Source organism: Bacillus sp. K7, assembly GCF_053903245.1.
In genome coordinates this window covers 3,131,074-3,155,451 of record NZ_CP096406.1, presented here as the reverse complement: position 1 = coordinate 3,155,451, position 24,378 = coordinate 3,131,074, and the positions used below count along the sequence as shown (strand labels likewise).

Sequence of the window (24,378 nt, the reverse complement as noted above, 5' to 3'; positions counted from 1 at the left end):
GGTGAGAGTGCTTTTGAGGTGTTTACAAGCTGATTTCCAGAAAACCAAGCACACCTCCTTTATGTGGTTGCATTTTATTATTCCTATCGTTTGTTCATGCGTATTGATCCTCTATTTTTATGGGAGAGATCAAAGCCAATTTCACTTGTATAAATCTTTTATGGAAGCTATTGGAGTGGCATTGCCGCTGCTCATCGGGGTGCTGTGCGGAATGACTGCAACCTTAGAAGAACAGGCGGGGAAATTTCATGTGTTACTAGGGAGCACTGCTCCGAAAGTGATTGCTTATGTCAGTAAATTGTTCATGCTGCTTATCATGGAGGTTTTCTCTATTGGTTTAGCGCTATTGATCTATTTCATAGGGCTAAAGTTTATTTTAAACGTGCCGGATTTGTCTTACGATATGTTTATAATGGGTGGTGCCTGGCTAGTTGCGGGCAGTGTAGTCCTATATTGTATTTACTTTTTTATCAGCTGTATGTTTGGAATGGGAGCTTCTGTCCTGATAGGAGGAGCCGGCCTGCTCATGACAGCTCTAATGAACACTGGACTTGGCGATGCGATATGGAAATATAACCCGTGGGCTTGGGGGATTAGATTGTCAGATTTACATGGATTACTTCACTTTAAAGAAGTAAATCAAGGGGATCACCCTTTGTTAATGCATGAAATACATTCAGGTGTATTGATCATGGTTTTTGGTATAATATGTACAATTATTGCCAGTCTTATTTGGTTTAGTAAATGGGAAGGCAGAAAAACATTTGAATAGTATGAGGGGGCCGGGAAATGGCAAAAATCCTTGCTGTCGATGATGAAAAAGATATTCTTGTCCTGATACAAAATATTCTGCGCCGTGACCAGCATCAAGTTGACATTTTAGAGCACGTTCATGGACAGCCGCCCGATGTATTTCAAGGATATGATTTAATTTTGCTAGATGTAATGATGCCGGATATTGACGGATTTGAGTTATGTGAACAAATACGGCCTTTGGTTGATTGTCCCATTTTATTCCTCACAGCTAAAACGGAAGAGGAAGCGATAGTAAAAGGGCTTATTACCGGTGGAGATGATTATATTACAAAGCCGTTCGGCGTAAAAGAGCTTAGTGCCCGAGTGAATGCTCACTTAAGAAGGGAACAGAGAGATAAACACCAATCGAAGAGAGTGATCTCCGGTTTTTTATTTGATTTTGATAGTAAAGAGGTATTTATCAATAACAACAAACTCAACCTAACAAAAAATGAATATAAAATCTGTGAATTTTTAGCTCAACATAAAGGGAGAACATTTTCGAGAGAACAAATTTACGAGGAGATATATGGATTAGAGGGGAATGCCTTGTATTCAACCATTACTGAATTTATCAGAACGATTCGAAAAAAATGTAAAGAGCATCATGCAGATCCCATCAAAACAGTATGGGGCGTTGGGTACAAATGGGAATAGGTGTGAAGAGCCGGAAAACGCTTCTTAGAGAACTGGTAAAGTATATGGTGACCCTATGTGTGAGCTTGGTCGTACTTGCACTGCTATATATTTTTGTGAATACGATCGCGATGAATACAGGTTTCTCACACCCAGCGAATTATAATGAACGGGAAGCGGAAAAACTTGCGCCGAAGCTGGAAACCATCGACGAAGTAACTGCCGATATGATTCCTGATACAATGTCATATGCCATCCTTGACAAAGAAACAAAACAAAAAACGGCTGGAACTATTCAAGAAAAAGATCTGCAGCTGGTCAAAAAAAAGATTGAAAAAAAACCGTATGTCAATTATAAGCAAAAAGGATATATGGTGATTGATAGAGGTAATGAATATTGTGTTTTGCAGTATTCATTACGAGCCGATTTCGGTTCGCCTTTACTAAGAAAATACCTTCCTAATTATGAATTAACGAGTATTTGTATTTTGATTATCTTGCTCATTATAGTGATTTCTATTATAACAACTTACTTTGCGAATCGGTTAAGAAAGCATTTTGAGACATTGAACGTCATCACCCGATATATAAAAGAGCAAAATTTGCAATTCACTCCCGAATTTACACATATTAAGGAATTCGATGATGTGATTGATTCTTTGATTGAAATGAGAGATGCACTTCAGTCCTCACTTGAGGCACAGTGGCGTTTGGAAAAAAACAAAAAAGAACAAATAGGCGCTTTGGCGCATGACATCAAGATTCCGATTACGATTATTAAGGGAAATGCTGAATTACTCAGCTTGTCAAAACAAAACGAAGAGCAAGCTGAGTATACAAAATATATTCTTGGAGCAGGAAATCAAATTGAACAATATATTTATCAGCTCATTCACCTATCGAAAACAGAGGATTCCTTAACGGTTCATTTTGAGAAAGCATCTGTAGAGAAGCTGACAGAAACGTTACAGAAAGATATATCCGCCTATAAAGGAAATAAAAAGATAAACATTGTGTTCAAAAAAGAACATCTATTGAAAGAAGCGCAAATAGACCGGCAATTGTTACATAGGGCATTATTGAACATCTTAACAAATGCAGTTGACTATACACCGGAAGGCGGAACCGTCTCAGTATATGCAAAATGCGATTCTGAGTCTTTTTATTTTTTTGTGAGAGATACAGGAAGCGGATTTTCTGAAATAGCATTAAAAAAAGCAACAGAACTCTTTTACATGGATGATAAGAGCCGCCATGCTAAAGGACATTATGGAATGGGATTGACGTTTGCTAAAAATGCAGTGAACCTTCACAACGGAGAACTTGCTCTTGGAAATACGAAAGCGGGTGGAGGAGAGGTTCGAGTCAAAATTCCCTTAAATAAGGAATAAACCCACGCCCTAACGGGACGTGGGTTATTTTTAAATGGTGAACTGATCCATCTTCTCATTGAGCTCCTTCGCCAGCTGCTCAAGCTCTTCGGCATTCTGGAGCACTTGATCCATAGAGTGGGCGGATTGCTCGGTAATTGAAAATGTTTCTTCAATGCCGGCGGCCGACTCTTCAGATACAGAAGCAATATTTTCGATCGATTGATTGATGGTAATTGATTGGTTTGTTAATTGCTTCAATCCATTCGTTACTTCCTTAATGCTTTCTGCGACGTTGGTGACGGAATGCTTGATTTGCTGCATAGCCTGTCCGGTGTCTGTCAGATTTTCTGTTCCTTTTTCGACTTCTGTAAAGCTGCTTTCTAAATACTTGATGACAGCGTGGATTTCCTGCTGTGTGCCGCCTACAATCCGGGTAATATCCTGCACGGAATCAGAAACGCCGTCAGCCAGCTTTCTGACCTCCTCTGCCACAACGGCGAAGCCTTTGCCGCTTTCTCCCGCGCGGGCAGCTTCAATCGCGGCGTTTAGTGACAGCAAATTCGTTTGCTCGGCAATGCCATTGATGACCTGAACGAGCTTGTTGATATCCTGGGAATGCTGCTCCAGCGATTTCACTTTATGAACGGCTTCCTGAACGATATGATGGATCGTTTTCATTTGCTGCAATGACGTAGCCATATTTTCATTTCCGCTTACCGCGAGTCCGAGAACATTTTGAGACGTATCGCTGATGGTCATGCCGTGATTATAGGCTTTGTCAATGCTTTCGGTGAACTCGTTCATCGATTCGGCAATCGTCACGGCGTCTTGGGCCTGCTGTTCAGAGCCCTCTGCCATTTCGTTCATCGTTTCGGTAATATGTTTGCTGCCGGATCTCGTTTCATTTGTTGCTGTTGTCAGTACTTGTGAAGAGGAAAGAACCCGGCTTGAGATTTCCTTTGAGTACCCGACGATATCTCTCAGATTGCCTACCATTTTTTGCAGCGCTTCGTTCAGATCGCCCAGCTCGTCTTTTGAGTTGAGCGGCTCTATATCATTCGACAGATTTCCTTCGGCAATATGATTCGCAGATTCCTTCATGCGAATGATCGGCTTTACAATGTTTCGAGTAATATAAAGCCAGATGACAATGCTAATCATGATGGAAGCTGCCAGTAGCAAAGCCGTGTAAATGAGTCCCTTATGGTATACTTCCTTCGTTTCTTTTACAGCTGTGTTGCTGCCTTCTTTATTCAAGTCAACAAGCTGAGTGACTGTCTGTTTCATATCCTCAAAGCTGGCCTCAGTCTGTACCAATAGGCCTCTTGCTTTATCCATGTCATTCGTGCGGCCGCTTTCTAAAATTTGCTCATGAATATCAGTATAGGTGTTCACTTCACTTTGAAGCTGCTCGAACAATTTTTGTTCTTGATCATTGGAAATCGTTTTTTTGTAGTCATCAATCTGTTGATTGATATCTTTTAGAATCTGGTTCATTTCTTGTTCAAGCGCATCCATTTTGCTTTTATCTGTGTAAATCAGAAAATCTTTTTCTTTAGATGAAAGGTGTTCGGTCAAATAATTAATCGATGTGATTTTTTTGATACCGTCAATCCATTGTGTGTTGATTTCATCTGTCTTTTGAATGATATGCTGCATATTAAAAGCGCCTATTCCGCCTATCAGTAAATTGATCAGGATCAGTGTCAAAAATACCAGGCTGAATTTGCGGGAAATCGTCAATCGCATATACGTGTTCTCCTTTATAAGTACTGTGATGTACTATATATCGGCAGAGAAATTGATTTTTCATCTGGAAATAAATAAAAATAAAAAAACGGATATCTCATATCGAGATGATCCGTTTTTACTATTCATCAGTGAAAGGAAGGGTCAATCCAATCCGTCGCCCATTTCGAAATCTCACCTAAAATGGGGGCTAGCGCTTTTCCTTTATCGGTCAATGAATATTCGATGCGAACCGGAGTTTCGGGGATGACATCCCGCTTCACCACTCCTTCAAGCTCAAGTTCTTTCAGCCGTTCTGACAGAACTCTGCCGCTTAGATTTGGAAGTGCTGCTTCAATTTCGCTAAATCGCTGCGATCCGTTCAAGAGCTGAAATACGATCAAAGCGACCCAGCGTTTACTCAAGATGTCGACTGCTTTTTCAAATCTAGGACACATTTCTGATTGGTTCATACTTTTCACCTCGTCTGTCACTATTATAACGCAAATGACGAGCGAAGGTATCCAAGCGTGATTGATAAAATGCACGAAGAGAGATACAGGGGATTATGAAGAAGAGGTTCGATTTTTTGCTACCGAGGCTAAAAAATCGAAGTATTTGCTGAGATGTTCAATATCCTGTTTGGAGAGATATCCCCATTTTTGGCTATTGAAAATCGGGAGGTGCTCCACTCCGCGAGTGACAGCCGTCTGATAAATGCCATAAACAGATTGATAGCTTTCCGAAGCTTCGCGGATTTCTTCTGGAAAGGCCCGAATATGTCCTGCTGCCGTCATCAGGTTTTCGTAGGGCACTTTCAATACGGCCGCCAGTTTTTTGATAGTGGCAGGTTTTGGCGTGCCCCGCTTGCCGTTTTCAATTTTTGATATGGTTGCCGAGCTGATGCCTGAGTATACCGCGAGCTGATTCACTGTCAGTTTGCGGGCGCGGCGCAGCTCCCGCAATTGCTGTCCGAACGGTGACATGGTGATCGCCTCATTTCTATCAAGGATTAGTCAGCAGAACGTTTTTTGGCTTCGTCTGAAATAAACGAAAAATAATGATCAAGCATGAGCAAATCTTCTTTATTGAGATATTGCCACTTTTCTTTTTCAAGAAGAGCTAGATTTTTCAAGCCATAGGCCTCCGCTTTTTCAAGCAGCTTGCACTTTGTTTCATAAGGAGCCCTGGCTTCATGTACTTCTTCGATGTAACCTGCCTTATACATAAGCCCTTCATAAGGAATTTTTAAGGCTTCCGCCAGTTTTTTGATGGTGGCGGGTTTGGGTACGCCCCGTTTGCCATTTTCGATTCTGGAGATGCCGGCCGCGCTTACGCCTGAATAAGTCGCCAGCTGGTTGACTGTTAATTTTCTCTCTTCGCGCAATGACCGCAATTGTTCGCCAAAGCTTTCCATGTATCTCACCCCGTCCCTCACTGTTACTCATATTTTAGTATGTTTATTGACTAAAGGGAATAGTTGGGTTGGAAATGTATTGACAAAAGTTAACATAAGCCGTAATGTAAAAGTATAGAAAAAAGTTTCCCAGGAATGGAAGGTGAGGAAAGTGCCAGTAGAAAAGATACAGATCAGACGTGATTATGTCTTGCAGTATATGGTCAATAACGATTACTCCCTTAATCAGCTTGCGCTGGAAATCGGGGTCTCACCCGCCACACTGAGCCGCGTGCTGAATGGAGAAAGACGGCCGGGGCAGCTTGTGATCGGTAAAATGCTTCATTATTTTAACTTGAAATTTGAGGATCTTTTTTACTATGATTTTATTGACAAAAGTCAATAAAGAAACCAAAAAACGCAAGGAGACCAAGCGTTTTCTATCCTTAAGAATGATGGGTCAGCACAAACCCTGTCACCAGTTCATTGCATGTTTTCCATTGTTTTGTCGGCAGTTGATGCCCCTGATATTCCAACCTGAAAAATTCGGCATGGCTGCAAGCTTTGCGGTAATAGCTTGAGGCAGGGAAGGTCCAGTCCCGCAGGCCGCCGTACATAAACAGCATTGGCATGTGTAAAGTAGGCAGCTGTTCAATGCAGTTGTAGCGGAGCGAATCCTGATAATATTGATGCCAATGGACAAGGTCCGCTTTTTTCATATGGCCTGCTAATAGATGTCGAATTTCTTTGTTTTTTGTGTGGCTGACAGCAAGGATTTTGATGAGCAAACCGGCGTTCTTCTCTAGCAGATACATCCCCGTCTTGTGAATCTTCTCTCCGATTACGTGATGAACAGCGGGGTAAGCGCCGGACAGAACAAGATGAGATATTTTGTCCGGGCGGGTAAAGCCGATATGCTGGGCGATTAACCCGCCGGCGGAATACCCGAATAATACAGCCTTATCCATGTGAAGAGCGTCCATGAATTGCACGATCTCGTTCGCATAATAAGAGATGGAGGCTGGCTGATCCGCGTGATCACTGTCGCCGTGGCCGCTTAAATCGGGAAAAATCACCCTGAAATGCTCGGAGAGAAGGCGCTGATAATAAAAAACCTTACGTCCCATGCCCGGCGGGTGGATAAAAATAATAGGAATTCCTTGTCCATATTCCTCATAATAAAGATGTTTTCTGCTGGCTATGCTGATAAGGGGCATTGTTTTTCTCCTTTGACCTTTTCATATGCATAGGGTAACCAAGATTATACGTCTTATCCCGCCTTTTGGCGTTTGATACAGCGTGACATGCCAACCCTTTTCATGTAAAATAGAAGTAATGTAGGCCAGTGAGTCTGGAGGTGTATGGGATGCACGCGGTTTTGATTACCTTATTGGTTATCGTCAGCATTGCACTTATTATTGTCGTTTTGCTTCAATCCAGTAAAAGTGCCGGATTATCTGGTGCGATTTCAGGCGGAGCGGAGCAGCTCTTCGGGAAACAAAAAGCAAGAGGTCTTGATTTGATTTTGCACCGCATCACGGTTGTGCTGGCAGTCTTGTTTTTCGTGTTAACGATTGCGCTTGCTTATATCCTATAGGGCAATGTTTGTATAAGGTCTGATGTGAAGTCAGGCCTTTTTCACGTTTCTGGTGATATTCAGAGCGTTTTTTTCTGGGCAAACTGTGGAAAACTAAAATGATCGTGCAGATAGAAAGGAAGACTGAGCATGAAAGTTGTGACACCAAAACCATTTACATTTAAAGGCGGAGACAAAGCGGTGCTGTTGCTGCACGGCTTTACAGGAAATACGGCGGATGTCAGAATGCTGGGGCGTTACTTAAATGAACGGGGCTATACGTGTCATGCGCCTCAATATGAAGGACACGGCGTCCCTCCTGAAGAATTAGTACATACGGGGCCTGAAGACTGGTGGAAAAACGTCATGGACGGCTATGAATACTTAAAATCTGAAGGTTATGAGAGCATTGCTGCCTGCGGACTGTCGCTTGGCGGGGTTTTTTCGCTGAAATTGGGTTACACTGTACCCATAAAGGGAATTGTCCCAATGTGCGCGCCAATGCATATTAAGAGTGAAGAGGTCATGTACGAGGGCGTCCTTTCATACGCTCGCAATTACAAAAAATTCGAGGGGAAAAGCCCAGAGCAAATTGAAGAGGAAATGAAGGAATTCGAAAAAACGCCGATGAATACGCTCAAGGCACTGCAAAACTTAATTGCTGATGTGCGGAACAATGTCGATATGATTTATTCACCCACATTTGTGGTGCAGGCCCGACATGATCACATGATTAATACCGAAAGCGCCAATATCATTTACAACGAAGTGGAAACTGATAATAAACACCTGAAATGGTACGAGGAGTCAGGCCATGTCATTACGCTAGACAAAGAACGAGACCTCGTCCATCAGGATGTGTATGAATTTTTAGAGAAGCTCGATTGGTAATCAACAGGAGGTTGAATAATGGAAAAAGAAGCATTTATGGATAAGCTTCTCTCGTTTATGAAGGAAGAGGCGTACAAGCCTCTGACTGTTCAGGAACTAGAGGAGATGTTAAATATTACGGAAGCCGAGGAGTTTAAAGAACTCGTCAAAGCGTTAGTCGCCTTGGAAGACAAAGGGCTTATCGTACGAACGAGAAGCGACCGCTACGGGATTCCGGAAAAGATGAATTTAATAAAAGGAAAGATCTCAGCACATGCAAAGGGATTCGCCTTTTTGCTGCCAGAGGATACGTCGTTAAGCGATGTGTTTATCCCGCCTAATGAGCTGAATACGGCAATGAACGGTGATATCGTCATGGTTCGCTTGAATTCACAGTCAAGCGGCTCCAGACAGGAAGGGACCGTCATCCGCATTTTAGAAAGATCGATTCAGCGGGTTGTCGGTACGTATACCGAAACAAGAAACTTCGGCTTTGTTGTTCCGGATGATAAAAAAATCACGAGTGACATCTTTATCCCGAAAAATGGGAAAAACGGTGCGGCGGAAGGGCATAAGGTTGTTGTCAAACTGACAAGCTATCCTGAAGGCCGCATGAACGCAGAGGGCGAGATTGAAACCATTCTCGGCCACAAAAATGACCCGGGCATCGATATTTTATCGGTGATTCATAAGCACGGCCTGCCGGGAGAATTTCCTGCAGATGCCATGGAACAGGCGACAAGCACGCCTGATACGATTGATGAAAAAGACTTGAAAGACCGCCGTGATCTTCGTGACCAGGTCATTGTCACCATTGACGGAGCGGACGCGAAGGATTTGGATGATGCAGTTACAGTGACAAAGCTTGATGACGGAAGCTATAAGCTTGGCGTGCACATTGCCGATGTCAGCCATTACGTAACCGAAAACTCGCCGATTGACAAAGAAGCGCTAGAAAGAGGGACGAGTGTGTATTTGGTTGACCGTGTCATCCCAATGATACCGCACAGACTGTCAAACGGCATTTGTTCCTTAAATCCAAAGGTTGACCGCCTGACCCTTTCTTGTGAAATGACCATTAACAGCCAAGGGCAGGTCACGGAGCACGAGATCTTCCAAAGTGTCATCAAAACAACAGAAAGAATGACGTATTCAGATGTGAATCAAATTCTTGTTGACGATGATGAAGAGCTGAAACAAAAATATGAGCCTCTTGTTCCCATGTTCAAAGACATGGAGCGCCTGGCTCAAATCCTGCGTGATAAGCGGATGAACCGCGGCGCCGTTGATTTTGATTTCAAAGAAGCAAAGGTGCTTGTCGATGAAGAAGGAGCGGTGAAAGATGTTGTCATCAGAGAACGCTCAGTCGCCGAGAAGCTGATTGAAGAATTTATGCTTGTGGCGAACGAAACAGTAGCGGAGCATTTCCATTGGATGAACGTACCGTTTATTTACCGGATTCACGAAGAGCCGAATGCTGAAAAGCTGCAAAAGTTTTTAGAGTTCGTCACGACATTTGGCTATGTAGTGAAAGGAACCGCGGGAGATATTCATCCGCGCGCGCTGCAAAGCGTTCTGGACGCTGTGCGTGACAGGCCTGAGGAAACAGTGATATCCACTGTCATGCTCCGTTCGATGAAACAGGCGAAATACGATCCGCAAAGCTTAGGGCACTTCGGTCTGTCAACGGAATTCTATACGCACTTCACATCGCCGATCCGCCGTTACCCAGACTTAATCGTTCACCGTCTGATCAGAACGTATTTAATCAACGGAAAAGTCGATGAAGCGACACAGGAAAAGTGGGCTGAACGCCTGCCGGATATCGCCGAACATACATCATCAATGGAGCGCCGGGCAGTTGACGCCGAGCGTGAAACGGATGATCTGAAAAAAGCGGAATACATGCTTGATAAAATCGGTGAAGAGTTTGACGGCATGATCAGTTCCGTGACAAACTTCGGAATGTTCGTCGAGCTGCCGAATACAATCGAAGGGCTCGTCCATGTCAGCTTTATGACCGATGACTACTATCGCTTTGACGAGCAGCATTTTGCAATGATCGGCGAGCGGACAGGCAACGTCTTCCGTATTGGAGATGAAATCACGGTCAAGGTGGTCGATGTCAATAAAGACGAGCGCAATATTGATTTTGAAATCGTCGGCATGAAAGGCTCTCCGCGTCGTCCTAAGGAACTGGACAGCAGCCGGAGCAGAAAACGCGGAAAGCCTGCCAGAAAACGCGTCCAAAGCACCAATTCGCCTGTTTCTCCAGCTCCATCTGAGGAAAAAGGGGAATGGTTCACGAAGCCGAAGCCGAAAAAGAAAAAACGCGGTTTTCAAAACGCGCCGAAACAGAAACGGAAAAAGAAGAAATAACAGCTCAACCAGCAAATAGGGCCGCGGTGCTCTATTTGCTTTCTTTCGGAAACAGCTTTTCATTGTAGAGGTACGTGACATTTGGTAAAATAGAGCGTATCGCAAAAGGTGGACAGTTTTTCCTTAGAGAGAGGAGGTTCTGGCATGCCAAAAGGGTCAGGAAAAGTATTATCTCAAAATAAGAAAGCCAATCACGATTATTTTATAGAAGAAACCTATGAAACAGGCATCGTTCTGCAAGGAACCGAAATCAAATCGATTCGCGCCGGCCGCGTAAACCTTAAGGATTCCTTTGCCAAAATCGAACGGGGAGAAGTGTTTCTCCACAATATGCACGTCAGCCCGTACGAGCAGGGAAACCGCTACAACCACGATCCGCTCCGGACGAGAAAGCTGTTAATGCATCGCAAAGAGATTAATAAGCTGATCGGTCTCACAAAGGAAAAAGGCTATTCTCTCGTTCCGTTGAAGCTGTATCTGAAAAACGGCTTTGCCAAAGTGCTTCTCGGCCTTGGAAAAGGGAAGAAGAACTATGACAAACGGGAAGACCTGAAGCGCAAGGACGCGAAGCGGGAAATCGAAAGAGCGTTCAGAGACAGTCAAAAAGGCTTCTAAAGGCATAGTGCTTGATTCAAAAATCAGGCCTGTGCTATACTGTGTTCACGATCAGATCACAACGCTGCTTTTTTCAAGGATTTGACAATTGAAAAGCGCCGTGATCATGTTATAATAAGACTATAGCCAGTTTGAGTGAGAGCTTGATTATTTTCTCCCGTATTTCCCTTATATCAAGGGGACGTTACGGATTCGACAGGGATGGATCGAGCTTGAGCTGCGAGCCGAGAGGCGATCTCGTAAACACGCATCTAAATATAACTGGCAAAACTAACAGTTTTAACCAAAACGTAGCATTAGCTGCCTAATAAGCGCAGCGAGCTCTTCCTGACATTGCCTATGTGTCTGTGAAGAGCACATCCAAGTAGGCTACGCTTGCGTTCCCGTCTGAGAACGTAAGAAGAGATGAACAGACTAGCTCTTGGAAGGCCCGCCCGCAGGCAAGAAGATGAGTGAAACCATAAATGTGCAGGCTACGCTCGTAGACGCTTAAGTAATCGATGTTTCTGGACGTGGGTTCGACTCCCACCGTCTCCATACATACTTTGAAACCGCAGTGCTATCAAGGCTTTTAAAGCTTTCGAAGGCACTGCGGTTTTTTCGTTGAGTCAGTCAATTGTACTGGTCGCTATGCTAAAAAGAACCAAAACCCTATAATCTGATGCCGGCGCTGTCTTTTTAGCGCTTTTTTTGTCTTTTCATTGCTCTAGCGCCTGTTTCGGCACTACAGCCTGGCGTTGAAGTCTGTTACAGCAAGTCAGGAGGCGCTAAATATGAGGCGGCAGAAAAGCTGGCTATTAAGTTTGTAGCGCAGCTGCTTAAAGAGCGCGGCTGGGGGGATTGATCGTGTACGAAAGCATCAAGACTGGAACGGCAAGTATTGCCCGCATCGCATTTTGTCTGAGGGAAGATGGGAACAAGTGAAGGCGGCCATTGCTGCAGAATTAGAACTAAAAAAGCACCTTCTCCTACGAAAACCAAAACAAAGGCTAACGGGGCGACGTACACCGTGAAGAAAGGTGATGCTCTTTCTGTCATTGCACAGAAAACAGGCGTAAGGATGGCAACCCTGCAAAGGTTGAACGGTATCAAGAATCCGAACTTGATAAAGGTCGGCCAAGTATTAAAGCTCACAGGCTCAAGCACTTCGAGCCCTAAACCAAGCAGCAAAAAAACGTCCTATGCGCTGCCTTCTGGCATCTTTAAAGTTACAAAGCCGATGAGAAAAGGAGACGACGTTACTAAGATTCAAAGAGCGCTTGCAGCTCTTTATTTCTATCCGGATAAAGGGGCGAAGAATAACGGAATTGATGGCGTGTATGGTCCGAAAACAGCAAACGCGGTCAAACGGTTCCAGTCAGTAAGTGGCCTGACTGCTGACGGCATTTATGGACCAGCTACTAAAGCGAAAATTGAAGAAAAATTGAAGTTATAAAAGGTCCCTTGAAATTCAAGGGACCTAAAAGTTTCAATCAACGCTCTTATACCTTTCTGGGATCTTGTCTCTCCAAACAAGCATAAGGTTTTTAAATTTTTCTGTTTCCATGGAACTTTTGTCGTTTTCGCTTTCTGTATAAAGGTGTTCTACGACTGTTTTATCTTTTTTTATATATGCAATGGTGGTGTTTAATTGAATCTCATATTCTTCAGAAGAGCCATCCAATACTTCTTGAATAATTTTTAAGTATTCATCAGCTTCACCTAACGAAACAATGTCTTCAATGAAATCAGAAAAGTATTCTAGTTCTGTAGGAAGAACTACTCTTAAATATCCTAAAAGGTCTCTTTTAAATTCAAATGAAAATTCCATGATAAATCAATCATTCCTTTGGTTTTTTATATAAAGGATAGGCAGTTGATATTGAGCCATCCTTATTAATATACATTTCAACATCAATCCCTGATGAAGTTTTGCCGATATACTTATTATCTCGTATTAGTTTTTTGTTTTTGTAGGCTTCAGATATTGTATTGTATACTTTTACTCTATCCCATTCCTTTGGAAAGAAAGTGGACCTTGCTACTTTTTTTACGCCATTTACTTCTACTTTAGCTCTATATACCCCGTTTATATCAGGTGCTTCTTCTGTTCCTGGTAATATTCTGCTACCACTCATCATACTCTCATGATGATAACCAACTGCTCTTTTCTTTCTGTTAATTTCACCGTGATATACGTGTTTTATAGTTTTTTTAGAAATACCATTTGAGCCACTGGAACCGTTTGAATTGACTGATTTAGTGAGAACACTCTCTTTTTTATCTTCAATCATACTTTTTAGTAGAGGCGTATTTTTTGCATTATACGTATTCTCGATGTCTTGTGCAATCCCGACAAGTGCAAGATCATTCTTATTTTTAACAAAAGAATTGAGATAAGATTTGCCTTTGTTTATCCCTTTATCGACATGAGCAGCGGCTGTTCCACCTTCAACCACTTTACCTACTTTAGAAAGTTTGGTTGTGGTTTGCACTGCGGAACCCGCGCCTTTTGTACCAACGATATTTCCTGCCACATAACTGATATAATGCCCTTTTTCGTATGCATTGCCATTTATCATTTTATCATTCCATGAGTCGGCAAGGTTTGTCCAGATGATTTTAGAATAAGAAGGTACGCTTAAAACTGTTGTAATTGTTTTTGTGAGTTTTAGTTCGGTAGGGAGCTGCGAATAGTCCCATGCGCCCACAACCAAGTCTTTGACACCATATATCGTATCGTCAATCGCATCGTTAATTCCATCATTAACCCCATCGACGAAATCAATTACTGTCTTACCGGCATTGATTACACTTTCACCGACGTCCTTCAGCTGTTTTGCTTGTTCCAGCTGCACTGCGTACTGGAGCTGTTCTGGTGTAAGATTCTCATAGCCGACCTTCTTGGCAATGTCTAAGTATTCATCCGGATCCGTCACTCCGTCAGCTAGCTTCTTTTTCAGGTCTTTGATTTCTCGTTCTTTCGCTTCATCCTTCTTAATCGTCAAATAAGCTTCTGTCTGTTTCTCGATATCGCCTTTTTTCTTATGTATGTCACTTTCTCTATATGCTTTGGCATTGTAGTGGATAGGGGAAGCATCCTTGCCTTTGCCTGTGGATTCCTCAAGCTTTTGGAAGTCCTTCTTGATGAATTGCTCGTTAGGCTCTGATTGGGCATATTCAGAAACAAGCGCTTCGTCCACGCTGCCTAATTTATCGACGATTTTTTTGCGTTTATTCTCTGCATCGGCGAGTTCGTCTTTGAAGGTGCCTGTTGAGAACAAATCAAGCGGAAGAATATCGTCGATATCATGTAAGATATCTTTCATCGCTTTCTTTTGTTCAGACATTATAGATTTTGATTTTGTGTAGGCGTTAGCCAGTTCATGTTCTAAGAAGGATTCTTCTATATAAGCATCAGATAAACTGGCATCCTCTAAAGTGCCTGAAATGCTTGTCAAGAAAGCAATTTTCATATCAAGTAAGTCAATCCAATTATCAGCTACACCTGCGTGGTCTTGATAAAATGCTTTAATGTTGTCGGCGCCTTTGCCGGAAAACTCGCCGTCATCTAAATTAGCTACAGCTTTAAAAGCTTTTTTTAGATTGACCATCTGGCTTCTTAATTCTTTGTATTCCTTTGCGCGTTTATCTGCTTCTGAAAGCAGTGATTTGGCTTCAAATACTTTCATGTTCATATCCTTTCGTTTCAATAACCCCAACAAGATATTACCATGGGAAAATGAAGAAATAGACAGCGATGTGATTCAAAAGTGTGAAATGAATCATTTGATCTGTGTCAATTTTCCTATTTGGCTTATTTTTTGGGAACTGATGACGCAGTGAAACACTTCTAACTAATGAATGGATTAAAGGCTGACGGTATTTACGGGCCAGCTGCAAAAGCAAAACTGGAAGCGAAATTAAAATGAAATAACCCCATTCTGTTGGAATAAGATGGTGAATTCGCTGTATCTTGGTGAAAACCTGACTGTTCAAGAAGCTGAGGCGCGTTTTATGAAAGAACATCGGCCGACATCCATCATTCAAAGACTGATCCGTCCGGAGGAAATTGCCCACTTCGTTACACTTTTAAGCAGCCCGCTTTCCTTCGCGATCAATGGCGCGGCGCTTCGGGCGGACGGCGGTTTGGTCCGCAGTGTCTTTTAAACCTCTTAATGAGGAGAGGTTTTTTTGTGAAAACCTTTGTATTCAGAAAAGCGAAACGATATAATATGTAATATATTGCATATTACCTATCAGGAGGGTGCGCATTGGCGACTCAAAAACAACGGATATACGGTTTTTTTATGGTTATAGTCGGAGCTGCATTTTGGGGGTTATCGGGGACGGCTGCCCAGCATTTGTTTGAAACAAGTGATGTGTCGGTGGAGTGGCTTGTCACCGTGCGTTTGCTTTTATCAGGTGTACTTCTGTTGATGCTGATATGTGCCGGCAAAAACAGACGTGCTGTGTGGGGGATATGGAAGGATCAGAAATCGGCTATCCAGCTGATTGTTTTCGGGATTGCTGGCATGCTGGGCGTTCAGTATACATTTTTAGCTTCGATCGGAACCGGAAATGCTGCTGTGGCTACGCTGTTACAGTATTTGGCGCCCGTTTTGATTATGCTGTTTTTGCTTGTGACCCGGAAGAATTCCTTTCAGTTAGCGGATATGTTCGCGCTTGTGCTGGCTTTGGGAGGCACTTTTTTACTGCTGACCAACGGCAATGTCAATCAATTAACCGTCTCGTCTTTATCTGTGATATGGGGACTGCTTTCTGCCGCGGCTTTGGCCTTTTATACGCTGTACTCCAGCTCTCTTTTGGAAAAGTGGGGTTCTGCTCTCGTGGTTGGCTGGGGAATGCTGATCGGAGGCATTGGCATGAGCTTTATCCATCCCCCATGGGACGTTGATATGCAGGGATGGACAGTGTCTGCGAGCTTATTAGTCGGTTTTATTGTGATCTTCGGAACGCTATTGGGTTTTTATATGTATTTGACAAGCTTGAAATACTTATTCCCGCAAGAAGCGAGCATGCTTGGGTGCACTGAGCCGGTTGCGGCAGTGGCATCCTCCATTCTGTGGCTCGGCGTGTCCTTCGGATTATATCAAGCGCTAGGGGCGGCGTGTATTTTGGTGATGATTTTTGTTTTATCGCAAAAGAAGAGCACGGGCAAAACAGCGGCGCTAAAAAAACAAACCAATATTCAGAGGTGATTTTATGCCAATCCCATCAAATATCTCGAAACCTGTCAGACAAACTGCTAAAACGATTGCATTGGAACAAATTCAAAAATGGATCGTGGAAGGCATTCTTGCTCCCGGCGAAAAAATCAATGACGACGAGTTAGCGAAAGCGCTGGGCATCAGCAGAACGCCGGTTAGAGAAGCTCTGCAATTATTGGCGGTACAAGGCTTTGTTGAAATGTCACCGGGAAGAGAAACAAGAATCTCACAAATTGAAAAAAACGATGTGTTTAAGGTGTATCCGCCAATGGCGGCTCTCCAGTCCACCGCTGTCGAACTGGCAATGGAAAACATCCAGCCATCCCATTTGGAAGAGATGGCTGCGATCAATCAGCAAATGAAGATGGCGATTGACCGAAATGAAATCTATGAAGTGCTTGGGATTGATAAAGCGTTTCATGATGTCATGATTGATACGGCCGATAATGAATATATCCGCAATTTCACATCCGTTCTTCATATGCATATTCTTCGGCTCGAATATCTTTTTTTTGAATCGCCGCAAAATTCGATTGAAGAACATGAACAAATTATTCAGGCATGTAAAGAGAAGGATCGGAAAAAAGCATCAGAGCTGACATACAGTAACTGGATCAAGCCGATTCAGGATATTTCGGATAAATTGAGGTAAAGCAGGCAGAGACGGTACGGTCTCTGCTTTTTTTGCGTTTTTGGGACATACTAAAGCTGATAAACGGGAAGAGTTCTGTACATTCATCGAAAAGGATTTTGTCAAATGAACAAAACTGCTGGGAACAATCAAAGAACCATGCCAAGCATCGTGAAGGATGCGTTTCGCATTCGCGCGACCCCTTTTCCTTGGAAAAAGGCGATTGGGTCAGGCGTCGCTTCAGGAATTCCTGTGCTGGTCGGCGCACTGGCGGGCCGCACGGATTATGGATTAATTGCAAGCATCGGGGGCTTTGTTTATTTATACGCGGGTGGAGAATCGTACAAAAAACGCGCTTTGAAGCTGCTTTTGGTTTCTCTTGGAATCGCCTTCTCATTTGGATTGGGGACGCTTTTGTCCGGGACGGTTTGGGGGATGGCAGCTGTCCTGGGGCTGATCGGCGCAACGGCGATGTTTATTTTTAGCGCACTCGGTATACAAGGCCCTGCGCCGATGTTTTTTGTCCTTGCTTTTTTGGTCAGCTCCGGAATGCCAGCCGATCCTTCACAAACGCTGTTCAGAGCGGGATTGACGTTTCTTGGCGGCATTTTCGCCACGGGCATCTCCTTAAGCGGCTGGCTATGGAACAAACATGGACCGGAGAGGGCGGTGCTGCAAAAAACATATCACCAGCTGGCATCATGTCTTTCTGCGGTTGGCACGAAGGACTTTCATAACACGCAGCATCAAACGGTGCTTATGCTCAGAACAGCTCGTCAAACCGTTCTCAGGAAAGGGAACTGGAGAAAAAAATCGCAGCATGATGAACGCTTTTTCCGCCTGCTCGAAAAAGCTGATGACATGTTCCTTGCCATTATTCATTTTTCAGCTGAAACGCCAGATGGAGAGACGGCACAAATTGAAAAAGCGCTCCGACAAGCCGGAGATACGCTGGGGCATGCCCGTGATTGCAGTGCGTTTGAAATCAAGGAACATGAATCTGAGCCAAGACGGAAGCTGTTTGAAGAAATCAATGAGGCTTTGCGGATAGCATCAGGACGGTTTGATGAGCAGCTGGGCGGGGAACCGGGCCGCCTGCTAGGCCCTTTTTTCTTTTTGAGAAATGCTTTTTGCTGGCAGTCTCCGGTTTTGATACGTGCGTTACAGTACGGGATCGTCCTGATTATCGCCGATCTGTTTGCTCTGGCATTCGGCTTTGCGCGTTCCTATTGGATTCCGCTTTCAGCAGCAGCGGTCATGCTTGGCGCAACTGTGGTTTTGACGCTTCACAGGGCCATTCAGCGCTCAATTGGAACCGTGATCGGTGTTGGGCTGGCAGGCGCCATTCTGTTTATTGAGCCAGGCGGTATTTATATTGCGTTTTGTATTGCAGCGCTGCAATTTCTGCTTGAGATGATGATTGTCCGCAATTATGCGCTGGCGGTTCCTTTTTTGACCGCAAATGCGCTTGTCATTACAGAAAGCATGCATGGCGGCGCGGATGTGGGTTATTTTATGATAGCGAGGCTGACCGACGTAGCAGTCGGCAGCATTATCGGGCTATTGGGGACGATCCTTTTATGGAGAAGGTTTTCAACGAAACGGCTGCCTGAACTGATGCGGGATGTGATCCGGCTGGAAGGGCAGTTTATGGAGAAACTGTTAACCGGCCAGAAAGCAGACGAACACAAGTTGCGGGTGAGCCTGGTCAGGCTTCGGGACGCGTATGACAAGGCGCTTGGGGATTTTCCTCAGACAAATGTGGATAAGCTCTGGCCTGCCATTTCCGGTGTTCAGCACTTAGGTTATTATTTACTCTCGGCCCAAGCCCATCATCGGCCGCCTGCTCCGTTTTCTGAAGAAAAGATCAACCTGCTGCGGTCTTTTTTTGAACAGGCTGAGAGATCCGCTTTGTTGAAAAGGATGCCGGCGGACATACAAGTGCCGCATGTTTCTTATTACCCGCGGATCAGCAATGAGCTTTCCGTACTTTATTTAGGCTTGAAGACAGCTTTTGAAAAATGAGTTGTGTAAGAGTGAAAGAATCTTTAATTCGAGATATATCACTTGAAAGTAATTTTTGTTGTCCTTATAATAAAGTCTAAGAGAGACAGAATAATGATAAAGCATCTGTATGATAATAATGAATGTGTGATTTTTTAAAAACGAAAGGGCTGGTAAACATGGCAAAAGTATTGTATATTACTGCTCATCCTCATGATGAAGCAACATCTTACAGTATGGCAACAGGCAAAGCATTTATTGAATCTTACAAAGAAGCGAATCCAAATGATGAAGTTGTACATATTGATTTGTACAAAGAAAATATTCCGCACATTGACGCGGACGTTTTCAGCGGCTGGGGCAAGCTGCAATCAGGCACAGGCTTTGAAGAGCTTTCTGAAGGCGAAAAAGCAAAAGTCGGACGTCTGGGAGAGCTTAGCGATCAATTTGCGTCTGCTGACAAGTATGTATTCGTTACTCCTTTATGGAACTTCTCATTCCCGCCTGTGATGAAAGCGTACCTTGATTCTGTTGCTGTTGCAGGAAAATCATTCAAATACACTGAACAAGGTCCTGTCGGCTTGTTAACTGATAAAAAAGCAATCCATATTCAAGCACGCGGCGGCTACTATTCAGAGGGCCCTGCGGCTGAAATGGAAATGGGCCACCGCTACATCGGCATCATGATGAACTTCTTCGGCGTACCATCCTTCGATGGCATTTTCGTAGAGGGACATAATGCGGAGCCTGATAAAGCACAACAAATCAAAGAAGACGCGATTGCGCGCGCGAAAGAAGCAGGAAAAACGTTTTAATGAAAAGGTCTCCCCTGATCAAAAGGGGAGGCCTTTTGTTTATTGCTCAAGTATAATGGTTCGTTTTTCTTCACTGCTTTTCATCGCGGCTTCAATGATGCGGATGACATCAATTCCTTCCTCAGCGGTGACAGGCAGTGCGGCGCCTTCCCGAATGCTTTCCGCTATTTTGCGGTAATAGGTAAGGTAGGAGCCGTTTACCGAAGGGATGGTTTCTGTTTTTTTATTCTGGCCATGAATGGTTGTCAGCTGTCCGTAAAACGCCGGATCATCCGCACCCCAGCTGTCATCCTCCGGTTTACTTCCCGCTCTGAGTGCGGCTTCCTGTCCATCAATGCCGTATTTGATAAAGCTGGAATGCTGTCCATGGATTTGATAACGAGGTCCGTTTGCCGGAACGATTGATCCTCCATAAAGAATCGCTTGGAGTTTGCCGTAATCCATCATTACATGAAAATAATCAACAGCTTCGGCGTTTTCACGCTGGACCATCACGTTCGCCGTAACAGCTTTTGGCATCCCGAACAAATGCAAGGTTTGGTCTATGATGTGGGAGCCGAGATCATACAGCGTGCCGGTTGCGGCGCCTTCTTTTTCACGCCACCGCTCTTGAACCTCGGGTTTGTAGCAGTCATAGGAGACTAGATATGTATTGATTTCTTCAAGTGATTTGTCCTCAATCAGCTTTTTAATGGTTAAGAAATCATTATCCCAGCGTCTATTATGGTATACACTTAACAATACACCTTTGCCATCGGCAGCCTGTTTTAATTTTTCCCCTTCTTCAGCTGTCGCTGTCATCGGCTTTTCCATCACAACATGTTTTCCGGCCTGAATGCAAGCCATAGCGTGCTCGAAATGAAGGCCGCTCGGGGTGGTGACAATGACTAGCTCAATGGCCGGGTCATTTGTTATTTCCTCCAGTTCATGCACAACGTCAGCATCCGGGAAATCCCGTTTCACTTCTTCAGTCCGCGATGTCATGACTTTGCTGATATGATACTCATCCAGAACAGCAAGCAGCGGCGCGTGAAAAACGGAACCGGACAGTCCGTACCCTAATATCCCAACCTTTATCGTATCCACTTTTCTTCTCTCCTTTAAAAGCGTTTTCACAAGAGGTATATACCCTTCCGATCAAATGGTAAAACCTAACTGATTCATTTTTTTGCCGCGGCAAACTTAGACAACAGTTTAGACAATCAGTATAATGGGAATTAATATAAGAAACAGAGGTGTACGCATGGAGAAGCATAACGAACATAAAGCATTAAACCATAAAAGCTCGAAGGAAAAGGATCAAATCACAAACCGGCTGAAGCGGATAGAGGGACAGGTCAGAGGCATTCAAAATATGGTGGAAAATGATAGATATTGTGTAGACATTCTGGTGCAGATTTCTGCAGTTCAGGCGGCAATGAAAAATGTGGCGCTCCACTTGCTCGAGGACCACGCCCATCATTGTGTAGCGGATGCCATCAAAAGCGGAGACGGGGAACATGCTATTTCTGAGCTTTTGGACGTATTTAAAAAGTTCACAAAGTCATAAAGGTTTTTTTATTGTAATACCCTACGGGGGTATGGTAGGATGAAAGCAGAAAGAATAAACAGGAGGAATTCTTATGGAACAAAAAACATTGCATGTAGAAGGAATGTCTTGCCAGCACTGTGTCAAAGCAGTGAAAACGAGCGTAGGAGAACTGGACGGCGTCAGTGCTGTTGATGTCAATCTGGAAGCGGGAAAAGTCGATGTTTCGTTTGATGCCGGCAAAGTATCGGTCAAAGACATTGCAGATGCAATTGAAGACCAAGGCTATGATGTAGCCGATTGATTGAAGGTATCGCGCCTATATGGAGGCGCGGTATTTCTTTCATTTTTATATACCCCCCGGGTGTATATAAAGGAGTGAGTGTGTTGAGTGAACAAAAGGAAATCGCGATGCAGGTAGCTGGGATGACCTGTGCGGCATGCGCATCGAGAATTGAAAAAGGCCTCAAGCGGATGCCGGGTGTCACGGATGCCAACGTCAATTTGGCAACGGAAACATCAAATATCACCTTCGATCCCGCTGAAACAGGGCCTGCAGCGATTCGGGAAAAAATAGAAAAACTGGGCTATCACGTCATAACAGAAAAAGCTGAATTCGGTATTGAAGGCATGACCTGTGCGGCCTGCGCCAATCGGATTGAAAAGCGGCTTAACAAAATAGAAGGCGTCACAAATGCTCCTGTAAACTTTGCTTTAGAAACGGTTACAGTCGAGTACAATTCAAAAGAAGCGTCTGTCGGCGATTTGAAAGAAGCCGTAGATAAGCTGGGATATAAGCTTAAGCCGAAGGGCGATGAGGAACGGGATTCCGCAGCCTCTAAAAAGAAAGAGGAACGGAAGCAAACGACGAGACTGATCTTTTCAGCGATTCTGTCGTTTCCGCTTCTTTGGGCGATGGTGAGCCATTTTACGTTTACCTCGTTCATTTGGGTGCCGGATCTATTCCTCAATCCGTGGATGCAGTTTGCGCTGGCGACACCAGTTCAGTTTCTGATCGGCTGGCCGTTTTATATGGGTGCGTATAAGGCGCTCAAAAATAAAAGCGCCAATATGGATGTTTTAGTCGCGCTCGGGACAACGGCTGCTTACGCTTACAGCCTTTATATTACGATCCAAAGCATCGGCTCACATGGCCATACAGCCGGCCTTTACTATGAAACAAGCGCGATATTGCTGACGCTGATTTTATTAGGGAAGCTGTTTGAAACAAAAGCAAAAGGCCGTTCTTCGGATGCCATTAAAAAGCTGATGAAGCTCCAAGCGAAAACAGCAACTGTCGTAAGAGACGGACAGGAGCGAATCATTCCGATAGATGAAGTGCTGGCAAACGACATTGTTTATGTCAAACCGGGCGAACGGATTCCTGTCGACGGAGAAGTAGTGGAAGGCCGGTCGGCTGTAGATGAATCGATGATTACAGGAGAAAGCCTTCCTGTTGATAAACATCCGGGTGACAGCGTGACAGGCGCAACCGTTAACTCAAACGGATTCCTGAAAATCAAAGCTGTCAACGTCGGAAAGGATACTGCCCTTTCTCATATCATCAAAATTGTCGAGGAAGCACAAGGGTCAAAAGCGCCGATCCAGCGTCTCGCTGATCAGATCTCCGGCATTTTTGTGCCCATTGTATTGGGAATTGCCGTACTCACTTTCCTGATTTGGTATCTTTGGGCGGCTCCCGGTGATTTTGGTGACGCGATCAGCAAGTTCATTGCGGTTCTCGTCATTGCCTGTCCTTGCGCTCTCGGCCTCGCCACTCCGACGAGCATTATGGCTGGATCTGGCCGCGCGGCTGAATTCGGGATTCTCTTTAAAGGCGGAGAGCATTTAGAAAAAACCCATCGTTTAGATACGATTGTTCTTGATAAAACCGGAACTGTCACAAACGGGAAGCCGCAGCTGACAGATGCCATTCCATTCGGCCGTTTTGCAGAAACAGACCTGCTTCGATTTGCGGCGGCAGCCGAAACGGGCTCGGAGCATCCGCTCGGCGAAGCAATTGTTGCCGGCGTGAAAGAAAAAGGGCTTGAGATACCGAAGCTGACCAGCTTTGAAGCAAAAATCGGCGCAGGCATTTTAGCTGAAGCCGGAGGCAAGACCATTCTCGTTGGCACAAGAAAGTTAATGGAGAGCGAAAAAATCGAGCATGGAGCTTTCCTTTCCCAAATGGAAGAGCTAGAGGCAGAAGGGAAAACGGTTATGCTTGTCTCTATTGATGGTGAACCAGCGGGGCTTGTGGCTGTTGCCGATACGATAAAAGACACGTCACGAGAGGCAGTGGCCCGTCTGAAAGCGTTGGGTCTGGATGTCATTATGATGACAGGAGATAATCGCAGAACCGCAGAAGCCATCGCGAAGGAAGCGGGAATTACGAGTGTCATTGCGGAAGTCCTTCCTGAACAAAAGGCGGCGGAAATCGCCCGCCTGCAAAAAGAAGGCCACCAGACGGCCATGGTAGGCGACGGAATTAACGATGCGCCGGCGCTTGCCACAGCCGACATCGGCATGGCGATTGGAACAGGAACGGATATTGCCATGGAAACAGCGGACATTACGCTGATTCGCGGCGATCTAAACAGCATTGCCGACGCCATTCGAATGAGCAGACTGACAATGAAAAACATTAAACAAAACTTATTCTGGGCGCTTGGTTATAACAGCCTCGGCATCCCGATCGCAGCGCTCGGATTTTTAGCGCCATGGATCGCGGGAGCAGCGATGGCATTCAGCTCTGTTTCCGTAGTTCTGAACGCTCTTCGTCTGCAGAAAGTAAAATGAAAAACCGGCGATATGCCGGTTTT

23 protein-coding genes, 1 other RNA gene and 3 pseudogenes are annotated in these 24,378 nt (G+C 44.4%); 19 read left to right on the top strand and 8 right to left on the bottom strand.

Annotation, left to right across the window (positions count from 1 at the left end):
* Window position 1: 1 nt before the first annotated feature.
* From M1D98_RS16185 to M1D98_RS16175, 3 genes are read left to right on the top strand one after another with little or no spacing between them, the layout of a single operon-like run.
* The gene (locus M1D98_RS16185) at window positions 2-772 is read left to right on the top strand and encodes a lantibiotic immunity ABC transporter MutG family permease subunit (protein ID WP_121643290.1); all 771 of its coding nucleotides are present in this window, start codon (window positions 2-4) and stop codon (window positions 770-772) included.
* Window positions 773-789: 17 nt separating this feature from the next.
* The gene (locus M1D98_RS16180) at window positions 790-1,452 is read left to right on the top strand and encodes a response regulator transcription factor (RefSeq protein ID WP_010328621.1); all 663 of its coding nucleotides are present in this window, start codon (window positions 790-792) and stop codon (window positions 1,450-1,452) included.
* Window positions 1,443-2,822 carry a HAMP domain-containing histidine kinase gene (locus M1D98_RS16175; RefSeq protein WP_010328620.1) on the top strand — a complete coding sequence of 460 codons (1,380 nt, stop codon included), beginning with the start codon at window positions 1,443-1,445 and terminating at the stop codon, window positions 2,820-2,822. The genes M1D98_RS16180 and M1D98_RS16175 overlap by 10 nt, the downstream gene beginning before the upstream one ends.
* 30 nt (window positions 2,823-2,852) lie before the next feature.
* Here M1D98_RS16175 and M1D98_RS16170 read toward each other — a convergent pair whose 3' ends face one another.
* From M1D98_RS16170 to rghR, 4 genes are all read right to left on the bottom strand, one after another.
* Window positions 2,853-4,553 (bottom strand): methyl-accepting chemotaxis protein, encoded by a 1,701-nt coding sequence (locus M1D98_RS16170; protein ID WP_121643289.1) that lies wholly within the window; start codon window positions 4,551-4,553, stop codon window positions 2,853-2,855.
* A 128-nt stretch (window positions 4,554-4,681) separates the two neighbouring features.
* Window positions 4,682-5,005, bottom strand: coding sequence for a catDE operon transcriptional regulator CatR (gene catR / locus M1D98_RS16165; RefSeq protein WP_010328618.1), 324 nt, complete (start codon window positions 5,003-5,005; stop codon window positions 4,682-4,684).
* 93 nt (window positions 5,006-5,098) lie between these two features.
* Window positions 5,099-5,518: a helix-turn-helix domain-containing protein gene (locus tag M1D98_RS16160; protein WP_121643288.1), complete on the bottom strand. Its 420-nt coding sequence runs from the start codon at window positions 5,516-5,518 to the stop codon at window positions 5,099-5,101.
* Between the two features lie 26 nt (window positions 5,519-5,544).
* Complete coding sequence (gene rghR / locus M1D98_RS16155) at window positions 5,545-5,949, bottom strand: transcriptional repressor RghR (RefSeq protein ID WP_010328616.1); 405 nt, start codon at window positions 5,947-5,949, stop codon at window positions 5,545-5,547.
* A 151-nt stretch (window positions 5,950-6,100) separates the two neighbouring features.
* Between rghR and M1D98_RS16150 the strand changes: the two genes are divergently transcribed.
* A complete protein-coding gene (locus M1D98_RS16150) occupies window positions 6,101-6,334 on the top strand; it encodes a helix-turn-helix domain-containing protein (RefSeq protein ID WP_003220031.1) in 234 nt (77 codons plus the stop codon).
* A gap of 40 nt (window positions 6,335-6,374) precedes the next feature.
* Here M1D98_RS16150 and M1D98_RS16145 read toward each other — a convergent pair whose 3' ends face one another.
* The gene (locus M1D98_RS16145; RefSeq protein ID WP_121643287.1) at window positions 6,375-7,145 is read right to left on the bottom strand and encodes an alpha/beta fold hydrolase; all 771 of its coding nucleotides are present in this window, start codon (window positions 7,143-7,145) and stop codon (window positions 6,375-6,377) included.
* Between the two features lie 149 nt (window positions 7,146-7,294).
* On the opposite strand from M1D98_RS16145, the gene secG reads away from it, so the two are divergent.
* From secG to M1D98_RS16110, 7 genes and pseudogenes are all read left to right on the top strand, one after another.
* On the top strand, window positions 7,295-7,525 hold the full coding sequence (gene secG, locus M1D98_RS16140; protein ID WP_003220028.1) for a preprotein translocase subunit SecG: 231 nt from the start codon (window positions 7,295-7,297) through the stop codon (window positions 7,523-7,525).
* Between the two features lie 129 nt (window positions 7,526-7,654).
* On the top strand, window positions 7,655-8,395 hold the full coding sequence (locus M1D98_RS16135) for an alpha/beta hydrolase (protein ID WP_010328614.1): 741 nt from the start codon (window positions 7,655-7,657) through the stop codon (window positions 8,393-8,395).
* Between the two features lie 18 nt (window positions 8,396-8,413).
* Window positions 8,414-10,753 (top strand): ribonuclease R, encoded by a 2,340-nt coding sequence (rnr, locus tag M1D98_RS16130; RefSeq protein ID WP_121643286.1) that lies wholly within the window; start codon window positions 8,414-8,416, stop codon window positions 10,751-10,753.
* Between the two features lie 144 nt (window positions 10,754-10,897).
* Window positions 10,898-11,368 carry an SsrA-binding protein gene (smpB, locus tag M1D98_RS16125; protein ID WP_003220025.1) on the top strand — a complete coding sequence of 157 codons (471 nt, stop codon included), beginning with the start codon at window positions 10,898-10,900 and terminating at the stop codon, window positions 11,366-11,368.
* Window positions 11,369-11,545: 177 nt separating this feature from the next.
* Window positions 11,546-11,908: a transfer-messenger RNA gene (gene ssrA, locus M1D98_RS16120) on the top strand.
* Between the two features lie 193 nt (window positions 11,909-12,101).
* A pseudogene (locus tag M1D98_RS16115) lies at window positions 12,102-12,419 on the top strand (N-acetylmuramoyl-L-alanine amidase); the annotation flags it as partial.
* Between the two features lie 102 nt (window positions 12,420-12,521).
* Window positions 12,522-12,803, top strand: a pseudogene (locus tag M1D98_RS16110) (peptidoglycan-binding domain-containing protein); the annotation flags it as partial.
* Between the two features lie 33 nt (window positions 12,804-12,836).
* On the opposite strand, the gene M1D98_RS16105 reads toward M1D98_RS16110, so the two are convergent.
* Both M1D98_RS16105 and M1D98_RS16100 read right to left on the bottom strand, forming a co-directional pair.
* Window positions 12,837-13,178 carry a tRNA-Val4 gene (locus M1D98_RS16105; RefSeq protein ID WP_100741191.1) on the bottom strand — a complete coding sequence of 114 codons (342 nt, stop codon included), beginning with the start codon at window positions 13,176-13,178 and terminating at the stop codon, window positions 12,837-12,839.
* A gap of 10 nt (window positions 13,179-13,188) precedes the next feature.
* Window positions 13,189-15,039, bottom strand: coding sequence for a T7SS effector LXG polymorphic toxin (locus M1D98_RS16100; RefSeq protein ID WP_456279731.1), 1,851 nt, complete (start codon window positions 15,037-15,039; stop codon window positions 13,189-13,191).
* A 265-nt stretch (window positions 15,040-15,304) separates the two neighbouring features.
* Between M1D98_RS16100 and M1D98_RS16095 the strand changes: the two are divergent.
* The 5 genes and pseudogenes from M1D98_RS16095 to azoRB all read left to right on the top strand — a co-directional run.
* A pseudogene (locus M1D98_RS16095) lies at window positions 15,305-15,517 on the top strand (SDR family oxidoreductase); the annotation flags it as partial.
* A 104-nt stretch (window positions 15,518-15,621) separates the two neighbouring features.
* Window positions 15,622-16,569, top strand: coding sequence for an EamA family transporter (locus M1D98_RS16090; RefSeq protein ID WP_456279730.1), 948 nt, complete (start codon window positions 15,622-15,624; stop codon window positions 16,567-16,569).
* Window positions 16,570-16,573: 4 nt separating this feature from the next.
* Window positions 16,574-17,230: a GntR family transcriptional regulator gene (locus M1D98_RS16085; RefSeq protein WP_252688950.1), complete on the top strand. Its 657-nt coding sequence runs from the start codon at window positions 16,574-16,576 to the stop codon at window positions 17,228-17,230.
* Window positions 17,231-17,335: 105 nt separating this feature from the next.
* Complete coding sequence (locus tag M1D98_RS16080) at window positions 17,336-19,234, top strand: FUSC family protein (RefSeq protein ID WP_456279729.1); 1,899 nt, start codon at window positions 17,336-17,338, stop codon at window positions 19,232-19,234.
* A gap of 158 nt (window positions 19,235-19,392) precedes the next feature.
* The gene (gene azoRB, locus M1D98_RS16075) at window positions 19,393-20,028 is read left to right on the top strand and encodes an FMN-dependent NADH-azoreductase AzoRB (RefSeq protein ID WP_010330091.1); all 636 of its coding nucleotides are present in this window, start codon (window positions 19,393-19,395) and stop codon (window positions 20,026-20,028) included.
* Between the two features lie 39 nt (window positions 20,029-20,067).
* Here azoRB and M1D98_RS16070 read toward each other — a convergent pair whose 3' ends face one another.
* Window positions 20,068-21,144: an oxidoreductase gene (locus M1D98_RS16070; protein ID WP_026014511.1), complete on the bottom strand. Its 1,077-nt coding sequence runs from the start codon at window positions 21,142-21,144 to the stop codon at window positions 20,068-20,070.
* A gap of 127 nt (window positions 21,145-21,271) precedes the next feature.
* Here M1D98_RS16070 and csoR point away from each other — a divergent pair, with 127 nt between their 5' ends.
* The 3 genes from csoR (at window position 21,272) to copA (ending at window position 24,355) form a co-directional block, all read left to right on the top strand.
* Window positions 21,272-21,577 carry a copper-sensing transcriptional repressor CsoR gene (gene csoR, locus M1D98_RS16065; protein ID WP_010330089.1) on the top strand — a complete coding sequence of 102 codons (306 nt, stop codon included), beginning with the start codon at window positions 21,272-21,274 and terminating at the stop codon, window positions 21,575-21,577.
* A 73-nt stretch (window positions 21,578-21,650) separates the two neighbouring features.
* Window positions 21,651-21,860, top strand: a complete 210-nt coding sequence (gene copZ, locus M1D98_RS16060; RefSeq protein ID WP_010330088.1) for a copper chaperone CopZ — start codon at window positions 21,651-21,653, stop codon at window positions 21,858-21,860.
* A gap of 83 nt (window positions 21,861-21,943) precedes the next feature.
* Window positions 21,944-24,355 carry a copper-exporting P-type ATPase CopA gene (gene copA / locus M1D98_RS16055; protein WP_456279728.1) on the top strand — a complete coding sequence of 804 codons (2,412 nt, stop codon included), beginning with the start codon at window positions 21,944-21,946 and terminating at the stop codon, window positions 24,353-24,355.
* Window positions 24,356-24,378 lie beyond the last annotated feature (23 nt).

Bases quoted from the DNA above. Each gene is read 5' to 3' on its own strand.
- M1D98_RS16180 (WP_010328621.1), top strand. From the start codon at position 790: ATGGCAAAAATCCTTGCTGTCGATGATGAAAAAGATATTCTTGTCCTG.
- M1D98_RS16175 (WP_010328620.1), top strand. From the start codon at position 1,443: ATGGGAATAGGTGTGAAGAGCCGGAAAACGCTTCTTAGAGAACTGGTA.
- M1D98_RS16170 (WP_121643289.1), bottom strand. From the start codon at position 4,553: ATGCGATTGACGATTTCCCGCAAATTCAGCCTGGTATTTTTGACACTG.
- catR (WP_010328618.1), bottom strand. From the start codon at position 5,005: ATGAACCAATCAGAAATGTGTCCTAGATTTGAAAAAGCAGTCGACATC.
- M1D98_RS16160 (WP_121643288.1), bottom strand. From the start codon at position 5,518: ATGTCACCGTTCGGACAGCAATTGCGGGAGCTGCGCCGCGCCCGCAAA.
- rghR (WP_010328616.1), bottom strand. From the start codon at position 5,949: ATGGAAAGCTTTGGCGAACAATTGCGGTCATTGCGCGAAGAGAGAAAA.
- M1D98_RS16145 (WP_121643287.1), bottom strand. From the start codon at position 7,145: ATGCCCCTTATCAGCATAGCCAGCAGAAAACATCTTTATTATGAGGAA.
- secG (WP_003220028.1), top strand. From the start codon at position 7,295: ATGCACGCGGTTTTGATTACCTTATTGGTTATCGTCAGCATTGCACTT.
- M1D98_RS16135 (WP_010328614.1), top strand. From the start codon at position 7,655: ATGAAAGTTGTGACACCAAAACCATTTACATTTAAAGGCGGAGACAAA.
- rnr (WP_121643286.1), top strand. From the start codon at position 8,414: ATGGAAAAAGAAGCATTTATGGATAAGCTTCTCTCGTTTATGAAGGAA.
- smpB (WP_003220025.1), top strand. From the start codon at position 10,898: ATGCCAAAAGGGTCAGGAAAAGTATTATCTCAAAATAAGAAAGCCAAT.
- M1D98_RS16105 (WP_100741191.1), bottom strand. From the start codon at position 13,178: ATGGAATTTTCATTTGAATTTAAAAGAGACCTTTTAGGATATTTAAGA.
- M1D98_RS16100 (WP_456279731.1), bottom strand. From the start codon at position 15,039: ATGAAAGTATTTGAAGCCAAATCACTGCTTTCAGAAGCAGATAAACGC.
- M1D98_RS16085 (WP_252688950.1), top strand. From the start codon at position 16,574: ATGCCAATCCCATCAAATATCTCGAAACCTGTCAGACAAACTGCTAAA.
- M1D98_RS16080 (WP_456279729.1), top strand. From the start codon at position 17,336: ATGAACAAAACTGCTGGGAACAATCAAAGAACCATGCCAAGCATCGTG.
- azoRB (WP_010330091.1), top strand. From the start codon at position 19,393: ATGGCAAAAGTATTGTATATTACTGCTCATCCTCATGATGAAGCAACA.
- csoR (WP_010330089.1), top strand. From the start codon at position 21,272: ATGGAGAAGCATAACGAACATAAAGCATTAAACCATAAAAGCTCGAAG.
- copZ (WP_010330088.1), top strand. From the start codon at position 21,651: ATGGAACAAAAAACATTGCATGTAGAAGGAATGTCTTGCCAGCACTGT.